The sequence below is a fragment of the Colwellia sp. BRX8-9 genome (assembly GCF_014077245.1).
GTDB lineage: Bacteria > Pseudomonadota > Gammaproteobacteria > Enterobacterales > Alteromonadaceae > Colwellia_A.
Window position 1 is genome coordinate 60545 of record NZ_JACGVN010000007.1, and the last position, 17327, is coordinate 77871.

The 17327-nt window shown below is 38.2% G+C and carries 16 protein-coding genes and 1 riboswitch; of the genes, 7 read left to right on the forward strand and 9 right to left on the reverse strand.

Going from position 1 to position 17327, the window contains the following annotated elements; genetic code table 11:
- Positions 1–9 precede the first annotated feature (9 nt).
- Positions 10–1818, forward strand: a complete 1809-nt coding sequence (locus H4J70_RS07655) for an alpha-amylase family glycosyl hydrolase (RefSeq protein ID WP_182217407.1) — start codon at positions 10–12, stop codon at positions 1816–1818.
- 172 nt (positions 1819–1990) lie between these two features.
- Here the strand turns inward: H4J70_RS07655 and pdsO are convergent, their stop codons facing one another.
- Positions 1991–2791 (reverse strand): sortase-associated OmpA-like protein PdsO, encoded by an 801-nt coding sequence (gene pdsO, locus H4J70_RS07660; RefSeq protein WP_182250838.1) that lies wholly within the window; start codon positions 2789–2791, stop codon positions 1991–1993.
- 196 nt (positions 2792–2987) lie between these two features.
- Here pdsO and pdsR point away from each other — a divergent pair, with 196 nt between their 5' ends.
- Positions 2988–3686, forward strand: coding sequence for a proteobacterial dedicated sortase system response regulator (gene pdsR, locus H4J70_RS07665; protein ID WP_182217405.1), 699 nt, complete (start codon positions 2988–2990; stop codon positions 3684–3686).
- Positions 3676–5871, forward strand: a complete 2196-nt coding sequence (gene pdsS / locus H4J70_RS07670) for a proteobacterial dedicated sortase system histidine kinase (RefSeq protein ID WP_182250839.1) — start codon at positions 3676–3678, stop codon at positions 5869–5871. The genes pdsR and pdsS overlap by 11 nt, the downstream gene beginning before the upstream one ends.
- Positions 5872–5875: 4 nt before the next feature.
- On the opposite strand, the gene queE is transcribed toward pdsS, so the two are convergent.
- Positions 5876–6550, reverse strand: a complete 675-nt coding sequence (queE, locus tag H4J70_RS07675) for a 7-carboxy-7-deazaguanine synthase QueE (RefSeq protein WP_182172356.1) — start codon at positions 6548–6550, stop codon at positions 5876–5878.
- A 79-nt stretch (positions 6551–6629) separates the two neighbouring features.
- Here queE and queC point away from each other — a divergent pair, with 79 nt between their 5' ends.
- Positions 6630–7289: a 7-cyano-7-deazaguanine synthase QueC gene (gene queC / locus H4J70_RS07680; RefSeq protein ID WP_070376829.1), complete on the forward strand. Its 660-nt coding sequence runs from the start codon at positions 6630–6632 to the stop codon at positions 7287–7289.
- Positions 7290–7363: 74 nt separating this feature from the next.
- Here queC and lysC read toward each other — a convergent pair whose 3' ends face one another.
- The 4 genes from lysC to H4J70_RS07700 form a co-directional block, all read right to left on the reverse strand.
- A complete protein-coding gene (gene lysC, locus H4J70_RS07685) occupies positions 7364–8716 on the reverse strand; it encodes a lysine-sensitive aspartokinase 3 (RefSeq protein WP_182250840.1) in 1353 nt (450 codons plus the stop codon).
- A gap of 111 nt (positions 8717–8827) precedes the next feature.
- Positions 8828–9026: riboswitch (Lysine riboswitch) on the reverse strand.
- 165 nt (positions 9027–9191) lie between these two features.
- The gene (locus H4J70_RS07690) at positions 9192–9599 is read right to left on the reverse strand and encodes a GNAT family N-acetyltransferase (protein ID WP_182250841.1); all 408 of its coding nucleotides are present in this window, start codon (positions 9597–9599) and stop codon (positions 9192–9194) included.
- A 72-nt stretch (positions 9600–9671) separates the two neighbouring features.
- A complete protein-coding gene (locus tag H4J70_RS07695) occupies positions 9672–9956 on the reverse strand; it encodes a hypothetical protein (RefSeq protein WP_070376826.1) in 285 nt (94 codons plus the stop codon).
- 90 nt (positions 9957–10046) lie between these two features.
- Positions 10047–10454 (reverse strand): hypothetical protein, encoded by a 408-nt coding sequence (locus H4J70_RS07700; protein ID WP_182222408.1) that lies wholly within the window; start codon positions 10452–10454, stop codon positions 10047–10049.
- Between the two features lie 138 nt (positions 10455–10592).
- Here H4J70_RS07700 and H4J70_RS07705 point away from each other — a divergent pair, with 138 nt between their 5' ends.
- Entirely contained in the window at positions 10593–10772 is a 180-nt protein-coding gene (locus H4J70_RS07705; RefSeq protein WP_182172347.1) for a DUF6435 family protein, read from the forward strand.
- A 104-nt stretch (positions 10773–10876) separates the two neighbouring features.
- On the opposite strand, the gene H4J70_RS07710 is transcribed toward H4J70_RS07705, so the two are convergent.
- Positions 10877–11497 carry a hypothetical protein gene (locus H4J70_RS07710; RefSeq protein WP_070376823.1) on the reverse strand — a complete coding sequence of 207 codons (621 nt, stop codon included), beginning with the start codon at positions 11495–11497 and terminating at the stop codon, positions 10877–10879.
- A gap of 279 nt (positions 11498–11776) precedes the next feature.
- Here H4J70_RS07710 and deoA point away from each other — a divergent pair, with 279 nt between their 5' ends.
- Complete coding sequence (gene deoA / locus H4J70_RS07715) at positions 11777–13093, forward strand: thymidine phosphorylase (RefSeq protein ID WP_182250842.1); 1317 nt, start codon at positions 11777–11779, stop codon at positions 13091–13093.
- 102 nt (positions 13094–13195) lie between these two features.
- The gene (locus tag H4J70_RS07720; RefSeq protein WP_182217390.1) at positions 13196–14407 is read left to right on the forward strand and encodes a phosphopentomutase; all 1212 of its coding nucleotides are present in this window, start codon (positions 13196–13198) and stop codon (positions 14405–14407) included.
- A gap of 210 nt (positions 14408–14617) precedes the next feature.
- Here H4J70_RS07720 and pgi read toward each other — a convergent pair whose 3' ends face one another.
- Both pgi and tal read right to left on the reverse strand, forming a co-directional pair.
- Entirely contained in the window at positions 14618–16270 is a 1653-nt protein-coding gene (gene pgi / locus H4J70_RS07725) for a glucose-6-phosphate isomerase (RefSeq protein WP_182217389.1), read from the reverse strand.
- Between the two features lie 62 nt (positions 16271–16332).
- Positions 16333–17295: a transaldolase gene (gene tal, locus H4J70_RS07730; RefSeq protein ID WP_070376819.1), complete on the reverse strand. Its 963-nt coding sequence runs from the start codon at positions 17293–17295 to the stop codon at positions 16333–16335.
- Positions 17296–17327: the final 32 nt, after the last annotated feature.

Below are 17327 nucleotides of genomic sequence, written 5' to 3' on the forward strand. Positions count from 1 at the left end.
GAGAATATAATGATAATAACAAATAGTACATTCACATTAAAAAAATCAAAGATTGCGCTACTTATCTTAAGTGGCCTATTTCTTAGCGCTTGTAATGAAACTAAGCCAATTCACATAGAAAAATCAGCCAGCTTAAGTGAGGCAAAAGCCTTACCACTTAAAAATGCTGACGATTTAGCTCCTTATTTAAATAGAAATATACAAGATGAAGTTTTTTACTTTGTTATGCCCGACCGTTTTTATAATGGCAACACCGATAATGACCAAGGTTCTAAGACCGACATAATATCTGCTGGTGGTTTTGATAAAGCCGACAAAGGCATGTATCACGGCGGTGACATTCAAGGTTTGCAGGCTAAACTGCCTTATTTGAAAGGTATGGGGATTAGCGCTATTTGGTTAACACCTATTATGCGTAATCAGGCCATGCAAGGTGATTCTTCGGGTTATCATGGTTACTGGATCTTGGACTTTAATGAAATTGACCCACATTTGGGCAGTAATGAAGATTTAAAACGTTTCATTAACGCTGCACATAAAGAGAATATAAAAGTATTTTTTGACATTATTACTAACCACACCGCTGACGTTATTAAGTATGTTGAATGTCACGGCGAAGATGGCTTACAGTATTTGATGAAAGAAAATGATGGCTGTTTATATAAAACACTTGCTCAAGTGGCAGCGGGTGATACTTATCAAGCCGTTATTCCTAAAGGCCAAGAAAACCTTAAATCACCCGCTTGGTTAAATGATAAAAAATATTATCACAACCAAGGAGATACAACCTATGAAGGAGAAAACTCGATATATGGCGACTTTAGTGGCTTAGATGATATTGATACTAATTCACCTGAAGTGGTTACAGGCATGACCGAAATATTCAAAAATGTCATCAGTGAATTTAAACCTGATGGTTTTAGAATTGATACCGTAAAGCACGTCAATATAGAGTTTTGGGCAGATTTTGCCCCTGCGCTTGTTGACCACGCAAAAGCGATTGGTATTCCAGAATTTTTTATGTTTGGTGAAGTATATAGTGGCGATGTTAAAGAATTAAGTGCTTATACCACTGTAGGTAAAATGCAGTCTGTACTTGATTTTTCCTTACAATTTGCTTTACAAGACACCCTTATTAAACAGCAAGGAACACATAAACTTGTTGAGGTGTTCGAGAGTGATGCTTACTATAATGACAGTGACAGTAATGCCAATCAGTTGCTTAACTTTACCGGTAACCATGACATGGGACGTTTTTCAGGCATGTTGAAAAGTAGTGATTTCAACTATAGCGAAGCAGAAATTATTCAACGCACCTTGCTAGCCCATGCGATGGTTTACTTTCTGCGTGGCGTGCCAATTGTCTATTATGGCGACGAGCAAGGTTTTGTTGGTGATGGCGGAGATAAAGACTCTCGCCAAGACATGATGCCTTCCTTGGTAGACAGCTACAACGATGATGATTTACTCGCAAATATTAAAACAACCGCTGATGACAACTTTGATGAAAATCATCTATTTTATAAGACATTTGCTGAGTATGCGGATATCTATTATCAATACCCAGCACTTAGGTTTGGCGAACAAAAATTCATAAATGCTGATAATAAGCCGGGGATTTTTGCGGTATCTCGTACATTAAAAGACGAAGAAGAAATCATTATTGTCTTTAATACAGCAAAAACAGAAAAGTCTGTCGCGTTAGGCTTTACCCTTAAAAATGGCGAAAAAATATACCCAGCCTTTAAAAATAATGAGTTTGTCGATGGAACATTAACCGTTCCCCCGTTAAGTTTTGCAATTTATCAGGTCAGGTAGCTGAGGATTTAGTGTTTTTGTACAGATAAAGAAAAACCAAGGCGCTATGGGAGTGTCCTTGGTTTTTAATTTATTCTTTAATTAGTAAACTATTTCATTATTTGCTGTTTCACCTCCTTATATTATTTAAATAAATGATTGAACACACCTTTACCTTCACTTATACCAACACTTAATAATTATTAGCCACTTGCTCGGTGTTACTGTGCAGCTTTATTACCACACGTCGGTCATAAAAACTGACTTCTTGTTGAGTGTTAGCCACTACCGGCGCTTGCTCACCAAAAGCAAACAGTTTAATGCGTTCTGCTTTAACGCCTTGATCAATTAAGGCATTTTTAACGGTGTTAACACGAGCAATAGACAGCGCTTGGTTTAATTTTTTATTACCTTGTTTATCGGTATAACCCGATAAATCGATAAAGAGTTTTGGCGATTGTTGTAACATTTCTGCCAAAGCAACGATTTGACTTTGATAGTGCGGCTGTAAGTCACTAGATCCGGTTGAAAATTGTAAACTCATCAGTAAATTTTCAGCTTGTAGTTGACTGGCATTTTGGTATTTTTTATCAAAGTTTTGTTCTAAAACCGATAATTCTAATTGATGATTTTGTTCAGAGCGTTGTAAATTGCGGCGGAACTCGTTTGCAGCCTGCAAATAATCATGCTCTTGCTTTTTCAATGACGCCTGTAGTTCACTCAAATTTTCTTTATCGTTTTGTGTTTTCGCAATAAGTGTACCGGTCGCTCCCACTAAAATAGCGCCAATAGGACCACCAAATATCGCGCCAATGATCATGCCGCTACCTAAGCCAATACTTTCTTTATCTCTGTCACTAAGTTCAACCGAATCGCTTGCTGTTAAGTTTGACTTTTCAAAGGCGTATGCGGAATGACTTAATGTCGGTGCAGCAATAAGCGCTGTGATTAAGAAAAGTTTCGCTGGGTTTAATTTACTGTTAATTTTTTTCATGTTAATTCCTAAATGATTAAGGTGTTTTTTGTTGACGAGGTAATTAAAACAAGAAAAATAGGCTTTGAAACGACACAAAAAAGGCAAAGTAATGAGCAAATGTGGCAACAATGTGGCAATTACAACAATTGCGCGCATTTATAAAAAAACTCTTATATAGTGCCTTAAAATAAGTTAACCAATAGAGTCGTATAGAGTGTTAAAACGAATTGCCATAGTCGAAGATGAAGCCGCTATAAGAGAAAACTATGCGGATGTGCTGCGCGTTCAAGGTTATCAAGTGCAGACCTTTGCTAATAGAGAAAACGCCTGTAAGGCCTTTGCAATAAGTTTGCCTCACCTTGTGATATTAGATATTGGCTTAGAGCAAGAATATGACGGCGGTTTTACCCTATGCCAATGGCTTAGGAATATATCAACGACCTTGCCTATTATTTTTTTAACTGCGCGTGATAATGATGTTGATACGGTGTCAGGATTGCGTATTGGCGCTGACGATTATTTAACTAAAGATATTAGCCTGCCACATTTATCAGCGCGCATTGCAGCCCTCTTTCGTCGCCAAGAAGCACTAAAACAGCCAACTGCTGAAAGTAGTTTACTCACATTAGGGCCACTAACTATCGACAATCAACGAATGAGCATTGTTTGGCAGCAACAAAGTGTTGATTTAACGATCACCGAATTTTGGATGGTCTTTGCCTTAGCTAAAAACCCCGGACATGTTAAGAACCGTCAACAACTGATGAAAGACTCCAACATCTATGTCGATGACAGTACCATTACTTCCCATGTAAAACGCATTCGTAAAAAATTTAACCAAATAGATAAAGACTTTAACTGCATAGAAACAGTTTATGGCATGGGCTATCGTTGGAACAAAGATGAAAAATAAGCTCAATTTTCGTTTCGGCTTACGAACTAAGCTTCTACTCCTGTCTAGTTTTCTCTTTGCCATTCCCTGGTTTGGTTATCAATACGTATGGGAAATGGAAAAGTATTTACGCTTTGGTCAAGAACAAACAATCATAGGAACAGCAAGAGCCCTCGCGACTTCGTTGCATGAACGCCCTAACCTTTTTAATAACCAAGCCAGTTTTTTACCCGACGTTGAAAAAGGTAAAGACCTTTACGGTTATCAATTATCTCAAGCGATAAATCTCGACGGTTTACCCAACGACTGGCCAAGTTTTCAAGAAAAGTCCCACTACTATGGGGTTAATAACCAGCTTGGTCAGCAATTAAGCGTTGATAAGCTCACTAATCATTTCAGTGCCGCTGTTGGAAAATATGATAAATACTTATACTTTTTTATTCAGGTGATCGACGATACGGTTATTTATCGTGATGAAAATGCTCGAGCCATCAACAAAAATGATCATCTGGAATTATCATTCAACGATATTAATGGCAATTTCCAACGTTTTATCGTCAGTAATAAAAATCAGGGGTGGCTTGCTGCCTATCGCATTAATGACCTTGAAAGTAATGAACGGCTTCAATTTCCAAGGCCCGTTAGCTTCATTCAGGGCCAATGGCGCGATACCGAGCAAGGTTATAATATTGAACTGCGCATCCCTTTAACTAAAATCAGTGACCGCTTAGCCTTTGCCATTCATGATGTTGATACGCCATTGAGTGCAGCCACAACAATAATAGGCAGTGCAGATCCAAGTAGCGCAGCAACCTTAGGTACCATTTTGGTGCCGTCACCTGAAATTGAACGCATAGTAAAGGGCATGAGTTACACACAGTCACGTATTTGGGTGGTTGATCAACATCATCGCGTACTAGCAAAAAGTGGCGACATAAAAAAAGCCAGTGGCTTATGGCAAAAAAACATCAATAACTCTGATAACGATGGCTCTTGGTATGCTTGGACACAAAAATACTTACAACCGTTATTTCAACATTTGCTCAACAAACCTCAAGATGATTTTATTGACCGTCTTTACGACACGCAAAACCTAACGGGTGAACATATTGAAGCCGCACTTGCGGGTATGCCAAAATCTCAATGGCGATTAACCACAGATAAAAAAGCGGTTATCATATCAGCTGCATACCCTATCTATATCAGCGATAAGGTCAACGGTGCGGTCATTGTTGAAGAAACAACCAATGGCATTCTCAGTGTACGAAATAAAGCCTTAGAGAAATTGTTTACGTCAATTTTAGCGATTATGTTATTGGGTGCTTTCGCTTTTTTCTTTTTTGCGTCACGTATTTCAAATCGCATTCGCCAACTGCGTAATCAGGCAGAAATTGCTATTGATGAACACGGTCGAATCAATAACGAGATAGCCGAGAGTATGCAAGTATCAACAGCCAATGATGAAATTGGCGACCTCTCTCGCAGTTTTTCTACGGCAGTAAATCGTTTAAGCCAGTACAATCATTATTTAGAAAATATGTCGTCTCGACTCTCACATGAACTCCGCACCCCGATAGCGATTGTTAGAACATCCTTAGAAAATTTGTCTTTACAAGCCTTGCCTGAGAAAAGTTCCGCTTACATTGACCGTGCCCAAAGTGGTATTAATCGCTTAAACAATATATTAACCAATATGAGTGAAGCGACTCGTCTTGAACAAATGCTCAATCAAACTGACAAGGTCAGTTTTAATCTCTTTGATGTGCTTAATGGTTGTGTACAAGGATATCAGCAGATATACCCTAACTTTACTATTGAGTATTTGGCCTCAGATAAAAAAGTAATGTTGGCGGGATCGCCTGAGCATATAGCGCAATTATTAGATAAGGTTGTCACTAATGCCGTAGAGTTTAGTGAAGATAGTAAACTTTTCATAACTACAGCGTTGAAAAATAAAGACATCATCATTCACGTTAGCAATAACGGCACGTTATTACCCGACACGATGGAAGAGCGACTTTTTGATTCTATGGTTTCAATGCGTGAAACACCGCAAATGAAAGAAGATAAGACCCCTCATTTGGGATTAGGCTTATATATTGCCCGTTTGATTTGTGAATTTCATCAGGGGCATATCGTGGCAAGTAATCATCATAATCCGCAAGGTGTCACGGTGTCGATTACCTTGCCATTGCAGGTAAAGTAATTATTTACTCTATACCTAAATATTTATGTACTTGAACGGATAAACGCCAATTATTTTCAATACAGCTTTTTATTGCTAACGCTGTTGCCCGTTCTTTTTGGCTGATCGGTTGCAAATAAACTTGGGTGTTAACAATATTATGTTCGGCTAATAACGCTTTTAAGTCGTCTATATGCTGCTCAGTCGCCACTGGATGTTTAATTTCATTGGCACGTAACATCGCTGAGTTTAATATTTTGTAGCCACCCTTCATGTTTACTTTGGGTGAAACAGTCACCCAGCACTTATCCGTCACCTGTATTTCAAAAGTACCCGATGTTTCTAATTGACAACTAAAACCATTGGTTTCAAGTGCTTGGCACAGAGGGAGTAAATCAACCATCGCTGGCTCACCACCTGTGATAACAATGTGTTTGGCTTGATAACCTTCTGCCGTTATCATCGCTAAAATATCTTTAACCGTAAGCGCTGACCACGTTTGAGATTCAGCTTCTTTTGTTAACATAGCATTCGGTGTTACTTCATCTTCAAGGTTTATTGCCCAAGTATGCTTAGTATCACACCACGAGCAAGCAACGGGGCAACCTTGTAAACGGATAAAAATTGAAGGTTGACCGGTAAAAGCGCCCTCTCCTTGAATAGTTTCAAATAATTCATTAATTTTGTATTTTACGGTCATCGGGGTTTTTGCCTGTTTATTGCTGGTGTAAATTGAAGTAAAATGCGCGATATTAATTATACCCTAAGAGACTTTAGAAATGACAAACAAAGTTGTTGTTATTTATTCTGGTGGCATGGACTCATTCACTGTTCTTAATCGCGCCTTGCATGATGGCAAAGAAGTGTTCGCATTAACCTTTGATTACGGACAGCGTCATGTCAAAGAAATTGAATTTGCCAGTACGGTTTGTCAATCACTTGATGTAAACCATAAAATTATCGATATATCATCTATTAATCAATTACTTGCTGGTTCTTCATTAACCGACAATATTGATATTCCTGAAGGTCATTACGAAGCTGAAAGTATGAAATCAACGGTTGTACCTAACCGTAACATGATTTTGTTATCACTTGCGGTCGGTTATGCCGTTTCAGTGGGGGCTAGCCAAGTTTATTACGGCGCACATTCAGGAGACCATGCAATATATCCTGATTGTCGTCCCGAATTTGTAATGAAAATGAATGAGGTGTGTAAAATAGCTAACTACGAGTCAGTAGAAATATTTAGCCCTTATTTAACGGTTACTAAAAGTGATATTTTAACCGATGGATTAAAAATGGGCTTAAGCTATGATAATACTTGGACGTGTTATAACGGCCGTGAAAAAGCCTGTGGAAAATGTGGTGCCTGCCAAGAGCGTTTAGAAGCTTTCAGTGATAATAATGTTACCGATCCGTTAAGTTACGAATCTTGATAAATAAAAGATAAAACACGGCAAGGTGTTTTATCTTTTTTCTGTACTGACCAAAGAAATAATACGCTTAAAGCTTATGAAAATAAGGCATTGTGTAGCTTTTCAACGGTTTCATTTGCTTGTTTCTCGTCGACTAAGAAACATAAGTTATGTTCACTGGCGCCATGACAAATCATCCGCACGTTTATCCCTGAGATAGTTTCAAAAATACTGGTACCAACGCCATTACTGCGATGCATTTTATTTCCTATAACCGCTATTAACGATAAACCGTGCTCTACGGTCACTTCACAAAGCTGTTCTAATTCTTCAACAACGGTTGAATTTAAAAGCGCTTGCGTCGAACCCGTTGGATTATCAAAGGTTAGCGCAATACTGATTTCACTGGTGGTAATTAAATCAACACTCAGTTCATGTTTGGCTAAAATACCAAAGACTTGTGCAAGAAAACCACTAGCATGTAGCATAGCAGGACTCTTTACCGTTACTAATGTTTGCTCTCTACGTAAGGCTATTGAGCGGTATATTGGGCTCGATTCAACAAACTGTTGAATGCGTGTACCCCCCTTCTCTGGTTCCTTACTTGAACCAACAAAAACCGGAATATTCTTTCTCATCGCAGGAATGAGTGTTGCCGGATGAAGAATTTTTGCGCCAAAGGTCGCCATTTCAGCCGCTTCGCCAAAACTGATTTCTTTAATAGCACGGGCATGCTCGGTAATACGTGGGTCTGTGGTAAAAATACCGACAACATCAGTCCAAATAGAAAGATTATCGGCATGTAACGCTTCGGCTAAAAGTGCGGCACTGTAATCAGATCCGCCACGGCCTAGGGTTGTCGTATGACCGTCCTCGTCTTGACCAATGAAACCTTGGGTAACGATAACTTTATCAACCAGCAAAGGCATAAGAAATTGCTGTGCGTTCTTAGCGAGCATCTCAAGGTTAACAACGGCTTTACCGTATAATGCGTTGGTTTTCATGACTTGGCGAACATCAAACATTTCGCCATTAACACCAACAGATTTAAGGACTTGTGCAAAGATATATGAACTCATTTGTTCACCAAATGACAAAATTGCATCGGCTATGCGTGGGCAATAATTAAGTGATTGCGCGTTAGAGAACTCGCTTAACTCATTTAACAGTTGATCAATTTGAAAGTTTAGCTGTGTTTCTTCAGCTAAATGTTGGGTAATATTAAATTGGATAGCACGAATACTGCTAATGATTGTTAATTGTTCATGCTGAGATACATCTTTTTGACTTAAACGAACCAGTAAATTAGTAACGCCTGAACTTGCAGATACGACAACAACTTTGTTACTTGCATCGTTTTTAATGATCTGAGCGCATCGTAACATCGCTTGATGATCAGCTAGACTTGTGCCGCCAAATTTTGCAACAGTAAAAGGTAATAATGACATCTAAGGTCTCCCTAATTAAGCTCCCAGTAATAATTATAGGGTAACTTTATAAACTTCAAGGAAGAGCATGGCTGAATTAAGAAGTGTTCTTGGTAAGATAAACTAAACTTTTCAGCCAGAAGCTCTCCACCATAATCTAATTAGCACTTAATATACTAACTAGAGGTGACAATCCTAGGGATTCAGCCCTAGTAACCGAATAAATAACGCCACTCGCTAATTACTCTCGGCAATAGTCTCCCTCAATAACAGTCAAAAGAATGGTGGTTCTTCGTGTTATCTACCTAGCTACTGCTCCTCTTCTGGTTGATTATTAAAAACATACAATTTGAGTATTTATTCTAATAACCGACATGTGGATTAAATCCTATCTGTAATAATAAATCAACAGGCTAAGTCGATCTTTTTTAGAAATAATAGCTTAATAGCATTGCCCGAAGTTCAACTAAAGCATAGCTAGGCTTTTATATAAAAATTAACGGTTGCTGCAGCGCATTAATTTTATACCACCGACATCCGTTGAAAAACCAAGATTTTTATAAAAGCTCTCCAGTTCAGGTAAGCAATATAATTCAAAATGTTTTACTTTGACTAATTCATCATGGTTTTTAACCAGGCTCATCAATTGCTGACCGATACCATTACCGCGATGAGAGGCGCTTACAATCACATCAAAGATGATTGCTTTGTAGATAAAGTCGCTGATAATTCGCGTAAAACCAATGAGCTTATTGTCTACATCGAGAATGCCGATACAAATTTGAGAACCACGAATACAATTTTGAGTATCTTCGAGTGAGCGTTCTTTACCCCACCATACACTTTTATAAAGCTGGTGAACTTGCTTTATATAGTCGTCAGAAAATCTATAAATTATGGTCATCTTTAATTTTTAAACTCAATATTCACTGACCTATTAACTGAACTATTAACAGACAGTCATTAGCCAGCAATATTATTTAATAAGGGTAACACCCGCAACTTCTACCACTGTTTTTGCATCAGCACGTTCAATAACTTTTAATAGTGTTGTTTGAATAGTTTCATCTTTTCTCGCATCACCTTTACTGGTAAATTTTTGCTCTTGTGGAGCATCACCTTCAGCGGCAATAAAACCAACCACAACTTCAGTAGCACAATCAGCTGACTGACCAAAATAAGCTAATGAAATTTGTGGGTAGCCTTGAAATCCTTTCTTAACTCTTTTATCAATACGTTTAGTCGATTTGTCTAAGTTCATAATAATTATCCAAAAAATAACGCGATATTAGCGCGAATAAAACAATAGTTATCTAAAGTCATAAGTGATTTATCAATATAAGCTAACTCACTACAACACATGCTGAACCCATAAGATGAATATCAATACTACATGAGGAAATGCAACAGTAGGCCTAATTGATTGACAGGCATATTCTTTAATTAAGGCAAGACCTGATAAGCTAACTTTATGATATTCAGAGTTAAATTGACATACATTTTCACTACTGTCGGCTGAAATATATTTTTCCAGCTGTAAAAGCCGTGTCTCAATACGTGATTGAAATGTCTTCCAAACAGCATCTTGAAGCCATAAAACGACTAAGATTAAAAAGATAGGAATCGTGATTACATTCGATATAATGGCTATTAGTAAAACGATTACGGCAATAAGTTTTATATAAAGCGAATGTTTCTCATAGCTGTCAAACTGATTTTGGAGTAAGGACCATTCTGAGCTGAATTTATTTTTTTCCATTTTTCCCTCTTATAATGAGAATAAATTTTTGCAACACGTAGCACGATACAATAAGTTTTTAATTAAAATGTAAATAATAAAAACTAAAATCGATTTGTATACGTATAACTAACAGTAACCAACTCAATGGTAAATAAAATGTTTGGAATATTTAAAAAAGACCCGATAAAAAAATTAAATAAACTCTATGAAGCTAAGCTTGAACAAGCGATGTTTTCGCAAAGAAATGGAGATATAAAGTCATATTCGATGATCACTGCTGAAGCAGAAAAAATAGCCGTGCAGATTAAAGATTTAGAAGATTCAAAAAAGAACTAACGCGCTAATAGCGAACACCCCGCCACTTCATTTAAGGTGATGGCGGGATTTTATAGCTTGCCCTTTTAAACCCGGTATTTATCTGCTTGCAGTCTTCAGTACACTCAATTGATTAATAATTCGTAATGATCAGCCTTTTTGGTAAAGCCAACCCGTCTCAAGTAAAGTTCATGAGCATCATCTGATGGCTCGACGATTAAATGTTTAATACCTTCTTGTCTTAGTTGATTTTGTTCAGCAGAGAACATAAATTTGGCTGCTTTAAAATCTCGGTCTTCGGGAATGATATAGTCGAGTAGCACTTCAACCTTACCGTCCTCATCTAACTCCCGATAAGCAAATAATCCTACGGGTTTCATGTTCCTAAACAATAACAATACCACGGCATCATCAAGTTGCTGCCACTGAAAGTTTTTACATAAGCCAATGATATCTTTACCGTAACGTTCCTTTAACAAGTTGAAAAAAGATGATTCCACTGATTTTAATTTAATTAAATCAAATTGATCTTTTTCTTGATAAATACGAATTAAATAGTATACATCAACCAAAGCTATCCAACCGTTTAAAATAAAAACAGGGTAGGCATCAATAAAGTACCCGTAAACGCTAAAGGCAGCAGCACCAAATAAATTTATCCAACGCAATCGTTTGATATTAGACATCATTAACGATAAGGCAATTAGCACACTTGCAACATAACCAAAGGCTTCTAACAGGGACATGACAATACTCTTTTAGTAAAACAACGGGCATAGTATAATAATCTGACCAATTGGTCAGAAAAACACGATTAGATCTTGACACATGAGTCAGGAAAACACAATATATGGCTATTAAATGTATTAAACAGCTAGTTATGGCTCAACTATAATACTAAATAAAAGCAATACATAGCTATGCTATTAGCAACCAATTAACAAATTAACAAATTAAAAAGCATGGACGTTTACATAATTGTTACCTAATGCTTTTCAACTCAATTATTATCTAAAGGGATCACTATGCACTTACCTCAAAATATCATTCGTCAAAAACGTAATAAACAAGCTTTAACTGTAGATGAAATTCAATGCTTTGTTGACGGTCTTAAAACAGGTGATTTCACCGATGCACAAGTTGGCTCTATGGCTATGGCTATTTGGCTTAATGGCATGACAACCGATGAAGTTGTTCATCTAACCATGGCTATGCGTGACTCGGGTACGGTTGTTGATTGGCATAATAAATTAAACAAACCCATTGTAGATAAACATTCAACGGGTGGTGTAGGTGATAAAGTAAGCTTAATGCTAGCACCAATAGTCGCGGCATGTGGGGCTAATGTGCCAATGATTGCAGGACAAGGTTTAGGTCATACTGGTGGTACGGTTGATAAATTAGAGGCCATCCCTGGTTTTAATGTTCGCCCTAGCCTTGCAGAGTTCCAAGCAACAGTTAAAGAGCAAGGCACAGCAATTATTTCACAAACCAAAGATTTAGCACCAGCCGACAAACGTCTTTATTCAATTCGTGACGTAACGAGCACAGTAGAATCCATCCCATTGATCACTGCTTCTATTTTATCAAAAAAATTAGCAGCTGGCCTCGAGTCTTTAGTCATGGATGTAAAAGTAGGCAATGGCGCGATGATGGCCGATATTGAATCAGCTCAAGCATTAGCTCATTCAATTGTGTCGGTCGCCAATGGCGCAGGAACACCGACACAAGCATTAATCACTGATATGAATCAACCGCTAGGAACCACAGTGGGTAATGCGCTTGAAATACAAGAAACTATAGATTATTTGACTGGAAAATATCGTGAACCAAGGTTGCATGAAGTCACCATAGCCCTTGCTGCTCGAATGTTATTAACCAGTAAAATAGCCAGTGATATTGAACAAGCAACAACGTTGGCCGAAGAGGCATTAACATCAGGTAAAGCCGCTGAAATATTTGGCAAAATGATCACCGCGATGGGTGGCCCAGCTGATTTATTAACTCACAGTGAAAGTTTACTGCCTAAAGCTAATATGACTAAAAACATCGTCGCCTCAAAAGCTGGTTACATTGGCATTATGGATACTCGTGCTATAGGTATGGCATTAGTAGAAATGGGTGGTGGTCGTGTCGACCATAATCAAAGCTTAGATTACAGTGTCGGCTTTAGTGATATTAAGCCAAAAGGCACGAAAGTCGCTGAAGGTGACATCATTGCTATTGTTCATGCCAAAGATGACGCTCAAGCAACTCAAGCGATTAAACAATACTTAAGTGCGGTTGAAATTTCAGTAGCGCCAGTTATTGTTGAACCTGTGATACATCAACTCATTACCTAATTATTGATACTCAACTGAGATGAATCCATTATTAAGGCGACTGTAAAGTCGCCTTAACTTTTTATCCCCTTCTTTAAATAAATTTATAAAATGAGAACAATTATGTCGAGAGCAATTATTTTGGTCATTGACGGTTTTGGCTTAGGTCATGCCCCTGATGCAGAAGCTTTTGGTGATGTTAACGCCAACACCTTTGCAAATTTAGCTGAAAAATTTCAAGAAATTAAAGGACGCCCTTTAAAGCTTCCTCATTTAAGTAAACTGGGCTTAGTTAAGGCTTGTCAACAAGCGTCAGGTCGCACGCTTTGTGTTGAACCCGTTAAGCCAACGAAAGGGGCTTATGGTTACGCTGCTGAAATAAGTACTGGTAAGGATACCCCTAGTGGTCACTGGGAAATGGCAGGAGTGCCGGTTTTATTTGATTGGACTTACTTTACTGATAAGAAAAATAGCTTCTCAGCAGAACTGATGGCACAAATAAACCAAGCCACAGGTTATGCTGATATGTTAGGAAATTGCCATGCCTCTGGTACCGATATTATCGCTAATTTAGGCGAACAACATATAAAAACAGGTTTACCTATTTGTTACACCTCAGGCGACAGTGTTTTCCAAGTTGCCGCCCATGAACAACACTTTGGCTTAGATAATCTTTATAAATATTGTCAACAAGTGCGGGTAATACTCGATCCGTTAAATATAGGACGTGTGATCGCTCGCCCTTTTATTGGTGAGATTCCTGCCGATTTTGAGCGAACAGGTAATCGCAGAGATTATTCAGTATTACCTCCAGCGACCACCGTATTAGAAAAATTAACGCAAGCCGATGGTACGGTGATAAGTGTCGGTAAAATTGCCGATATTTTTGCGCATCAGGGTATTAGTATCAAAACCAAAGCAACCGGACTACCTGCGTTATTAGATGCAACGCTCGCACATATGAAAACCGCAGCAGATAAGAGTATTATTTTTACCAATCTAGTTAATTTTGATCAAGACTTTGGTCATCGACGTGACCCTGTCGGGTTTGGCGAAGCGTTAGAATATTTCGATGAGCGTTTAGCGGAGTTTTTAGATCAAATGGCTGATGATGACTTACTGCTATTAACCGCTGATCACGGTTGTGATCCTACTTGGCCAGGCAATGATCATACGCGTGAATTCGTGCCAGTTATCGCTTATCACAATCATATCCATTCGATAAACTTAGGCCAACGCAATAGTTTTGCCGATTTGGGACAAACTTTAGCCAGTTTATTTACCTTAGACGCAATGGATTATGGTCAGTCTTTTTTAGACGAACTAAAGTTTTAATCATTGAAGCCTTAACTCAAGGACCCTAGTTGGTCCCTTGATAAACGTATTTACTAACAATAAATTGGCTTTTCAATTTGCCAACAGATTTAACAACACTGCCTGATATCAACAGATTAAATAAAAAAACCGAGTAAACTATTATTGATACATAGTCTTACTCGGTTATTAATCATTGATTTTTATTGAGTATTTAAAGAAGGCCTAATGTTACATCAATGATTTATTAGCATCTCGGTATTGCGCAAGGAGTAATTCTGTCGAACTGTCTGAAAGTTCAGTATTATTAGGCTGTCCAATGCGAGATAATATATCATCACCTAATATTTTCCCAAGCTCGACCCCCCATTGGTCGAAGGAATTTAAGTTCCAAATAACCCCTTGAACAAAGACTTTATGCTCATATAAAGCAATTAGCGTCCCAAGTTGGTATGGTGTTAATCGGTCAAAGGTCAAGGTATTCGATGGTCGATTCCCTGGCATTTCTTTATGTTTGGCAATCACTTTGGCTAATGCTTCTTCCATACCTGAAGCGACAAGTTCATCATAGGCTTGTTGATGTGTTTTACCTTGCATTAGCGTTTTACTTTGTGCAAAACAATTGGCAACGAGCATATCTTGGTGACCGTTCATATTATGTTCAGCAACTAATGGCTGAATAAAATCAACCGGTACTACTGACGTACCTTGATGTAATAACTGATGAAAAGCATGTTGACCATTCGTGCCTTCTGCGCCCCAAATAACCGGACCGGTAGTACTGCTGACAATTTCATTATTAAGCTGGCAGCTTTTACCGTTAGACTCCATGTCCATCTGTTGTACATACGCAGGAAAACCACGTAAATAATGACTGTATGGTAATAAAGCATGAGTTTGACAACCAAAAAAGTTATGGTTCCACACCCCTAACATCCCCATGAGTACCGGTAAGTTTTGCTCAAGCGGTGCCTCTTTAAAATGCTTATCAAGATCGGCAGCACCTTTTAGTAATTCAGTAAATCCTTGATTACCTATTGCCATCGCAATAGGCATGCCAATAGCTGACCATAATGAATATCGTCCCCCAACCCAATCCCACATCGGAAAAACATTGTCACCATTAATACCAAATTCGACCGCTTTAGTTACATTGGATGATATGGCAATAAAGTGTCGGTTTAGCTGCTCAAACGTAACACCATAGTCATAAAACCATTGGCGAGTAGACTCGGCATTCGTCAGAGTTTCCTGAGTATTAAAAGACTTTGATGCGATCAACACCAAGGTTGTTTCAGGGTTTAAATGAGTTAAAACATCATGTAGATGATTTCCATCTATATTGGCCACAAAATGCTGTTTAGGCCCACCTTCAACATAAGGTTTTAATGCAGTAGTCACTATTTTAGGCCCTAAGAAAGAGCCACCAATACCTAGATTTAAGACATCAGTAATAGATTTACCACTATAACCTAACCATCTCTTGTCACGCACTTGGTTAACGACTGCTTCTACCTTAAGGCGCACCGCTTTGATTTGAGGTATAATATCAACACCGTCAACAAGTACAGGTGTACTGTCTTGTTGTCGCAAAGCTGTGTGTAATACCGATCTGTTCTCAGTATTATTAATCGGCGCACCAGCGAACATCGCCTCTCTTTTTTCAGCTAATTGCGCTGATTCGGCTAACTCGATTAACAAAGCGCGCGTTTTCTCAGTAATACGATTTTTTGAATAATCTAAATTTAAGCGACAAGCACTAACCGATAAATTTTCTGCTCGTAGTGGATCACTGGCAAACAAGTCACGCAAATGGCTACTTTTTATCTCAAGCAAGTGTTGTTGAAGTTCTCGCCACTTATCGTTAAAAGTATCCATTAACATGAGTGTTGTCCTAAAGTGTCGTTAAAAGTATCCATTAGCATGAAGGGTTTCCTAAAGTTATCTTAAAATAATTGGCTTAGTTGTACTTCGAGCTTGCACTGGTCAATGGCAAAGTTACGAATACCTTCTGCTAGTTTTTCTGTTGCCATCGCATCTTGATTCATTTCCCAGCGAAACTCAGCTTCAGTTAATGCTACGGGTTTATCTTGAACACGAGTTGCAGGCATTAATTGCTGCGTTATACCTTGATAATTATCTGATAATTCACTCATTAATGGTGGACTGATCGTTAATCTGTCACAGCCAGCAAGGGCGATAACTTCATCGATATTACGAAAACTTGCGCCCATCACCACAGTATTGTAGTCATGCTGTTTGTAATAATTAAAAATTTCTGTAACAGAAATCACCCCAGGATCTTCATTGGCTAAATAGCTATCACGACCAGTATCTTTTTTGTGCCAATCAAGAATTCGACCAACAAAGGGTGAAATTAAATACACTTGTGCTTCAGCACAAGCTTTTGCTTGAGCAAAACTAAATAACAAGGTTAAATTACATTGAATCCCCTCTTGCTCAAGTTGTTTAGCCGCTTGAATACCTTCCCAAGTTGACGCCATTTTTATCAAAATACGTTCTTTACCAACACCGGCTTCTTGATACATAGCGATAAGTTGACGAGCCTTAACAATACTTGCTTCTTTATCAAAAGATAAACGTGCATCAACTTCAGTAGAAATACGACCGGGTACAATCGCTAAAATTTCTAAGCCAATTAATACTGATAATTTATCAGCCGCAAGACTGACTTCAATGGCCTTGTCTTTAGTCTGACTTTTTGCCCAATTAACAGCTTCTGTCAGTAAGTTTTGATAAGCAGGTATAGCAGCAGCTTTTAATAATAATGAAGGATTAGTCGTCGCATCCATTGGTGAAAATTTTGCTATGGCTTCAATATCCCCCGTATCAGCAACGACAGTTGTCATGGTTTTTAATTGTTCTAGTTGAGATAGTTGTGCTTGCATAATAATTCCTGTTAAAAAGTTTCTGTTTATTC

What these genes read in the sequence shown, in the direction of transcription:
- H4J70_RS07655 (WP_182217407.1), top strand. Translation starts at nt 10, where the DNA reads ATGATAATAACAAATAGTACATTCACATTAAAAAAATCAAAGATTGCG.
- lysC (WP_182250840.1), bottom strand. Translation starts at nt 8,716, where the DNA reads ATGTCATTATTACCTTTTACTGTTGCAAAATTTGGCGGCACAAGTCTA.
- pdsS (WP_182250839.1), top strand. Translation starts at nt 3,676, where the DNA reads ATGAAAAATAAGCTCAATTTTCGTTTCGGCTTACGAACTAAGCTTCTA.
- queC (WP_070376829.1), top strand. Translation starts at nt 6,630, where the DNA reads ATGACAAACAAAGTTGTTGTTATTTATTCTGGTGGCATGGACTCATTC.
- H4J70_RS07710 (WP_070376823.1), bottom strand. Translation starts at nt 11,497, where the DNA reads ATGTCCCTGTTAGAAGCCTTTGGTTATGTTGCAAGTGTGCTAATTGCC.
- H4J70_RS07695 (WP_070376826.1), bottom strand. Translation starts at nt 9,956, where the DNA reads ATGAACTTAGACAAATCGACTAAACGTATTGATAAAAGAGTTAAGAAA.
- tal (WP_070376819.1), bottom strand. Translation starts at nt 17,295, where the DNA reads ATGCAAGCACAACTATCTCAACTAGAACAATTAAAAACCATGACAACT.
- queE (WP_182172356.1), bottom strand. Translation starts at nt 6,550, where the DNA reads ATGACCGTAAAATACAAAATTAATGAATTATTTGAAACTATTCAAGGA.
- H4J70_RS07705 (WP_182172347.1), top strand. Translation starts at nt 10,593, where the DNA reads ATGTTTGGAATATTTAAAAAAGACCCGATAAAAAAATTAAATAAACTC.
- H4J70_RS07700 (WP_182222408.1), bottom strand. Translation starts at nt 10,454, where the DNA reads ATGGAAAAAAATAAATTCAGCTCAGAATGGTCCTTACTCCAAAATCAG.
- deoA (WP_182250842.1), top strand. Translation starts at nt 11,777, where the DNA reads ATGCACTTACCTCAAAATATCATTCGTCAAAAACGTAATAAACAAGCT.
- pgi (WP_182217389.1), bottom strand. Translation starts at nt 16,270, where the DNA reads ATGTTAATGGATACTTTTAACGATAAGTGGCGAGAACTTCAACAACAC.
- pdsO (WP_182250838.1), bottom strand. Translation starts at nt 2,791, where the DNA reads ATGAAAAAAATTAACAGTAAATTAAACCCAGCGAAACTTTTCTTAATC.
- H4J70_RS07720 (WP_182217390.1), top strand. Translation starts at nt 13,196, where the DNA reads ATGTCGAGAGCAATTATTTTGGTCATTGACGGTTTTGGCTTAGGTCAT.
- H4J70_RS07690 (WP_182250841.1), bottom strand. Translation starts at nt 9,599, where the DNA reads ATGACCATAATTTATAGATTTTCTGACGACTATATAAAGCAAGTTCAC.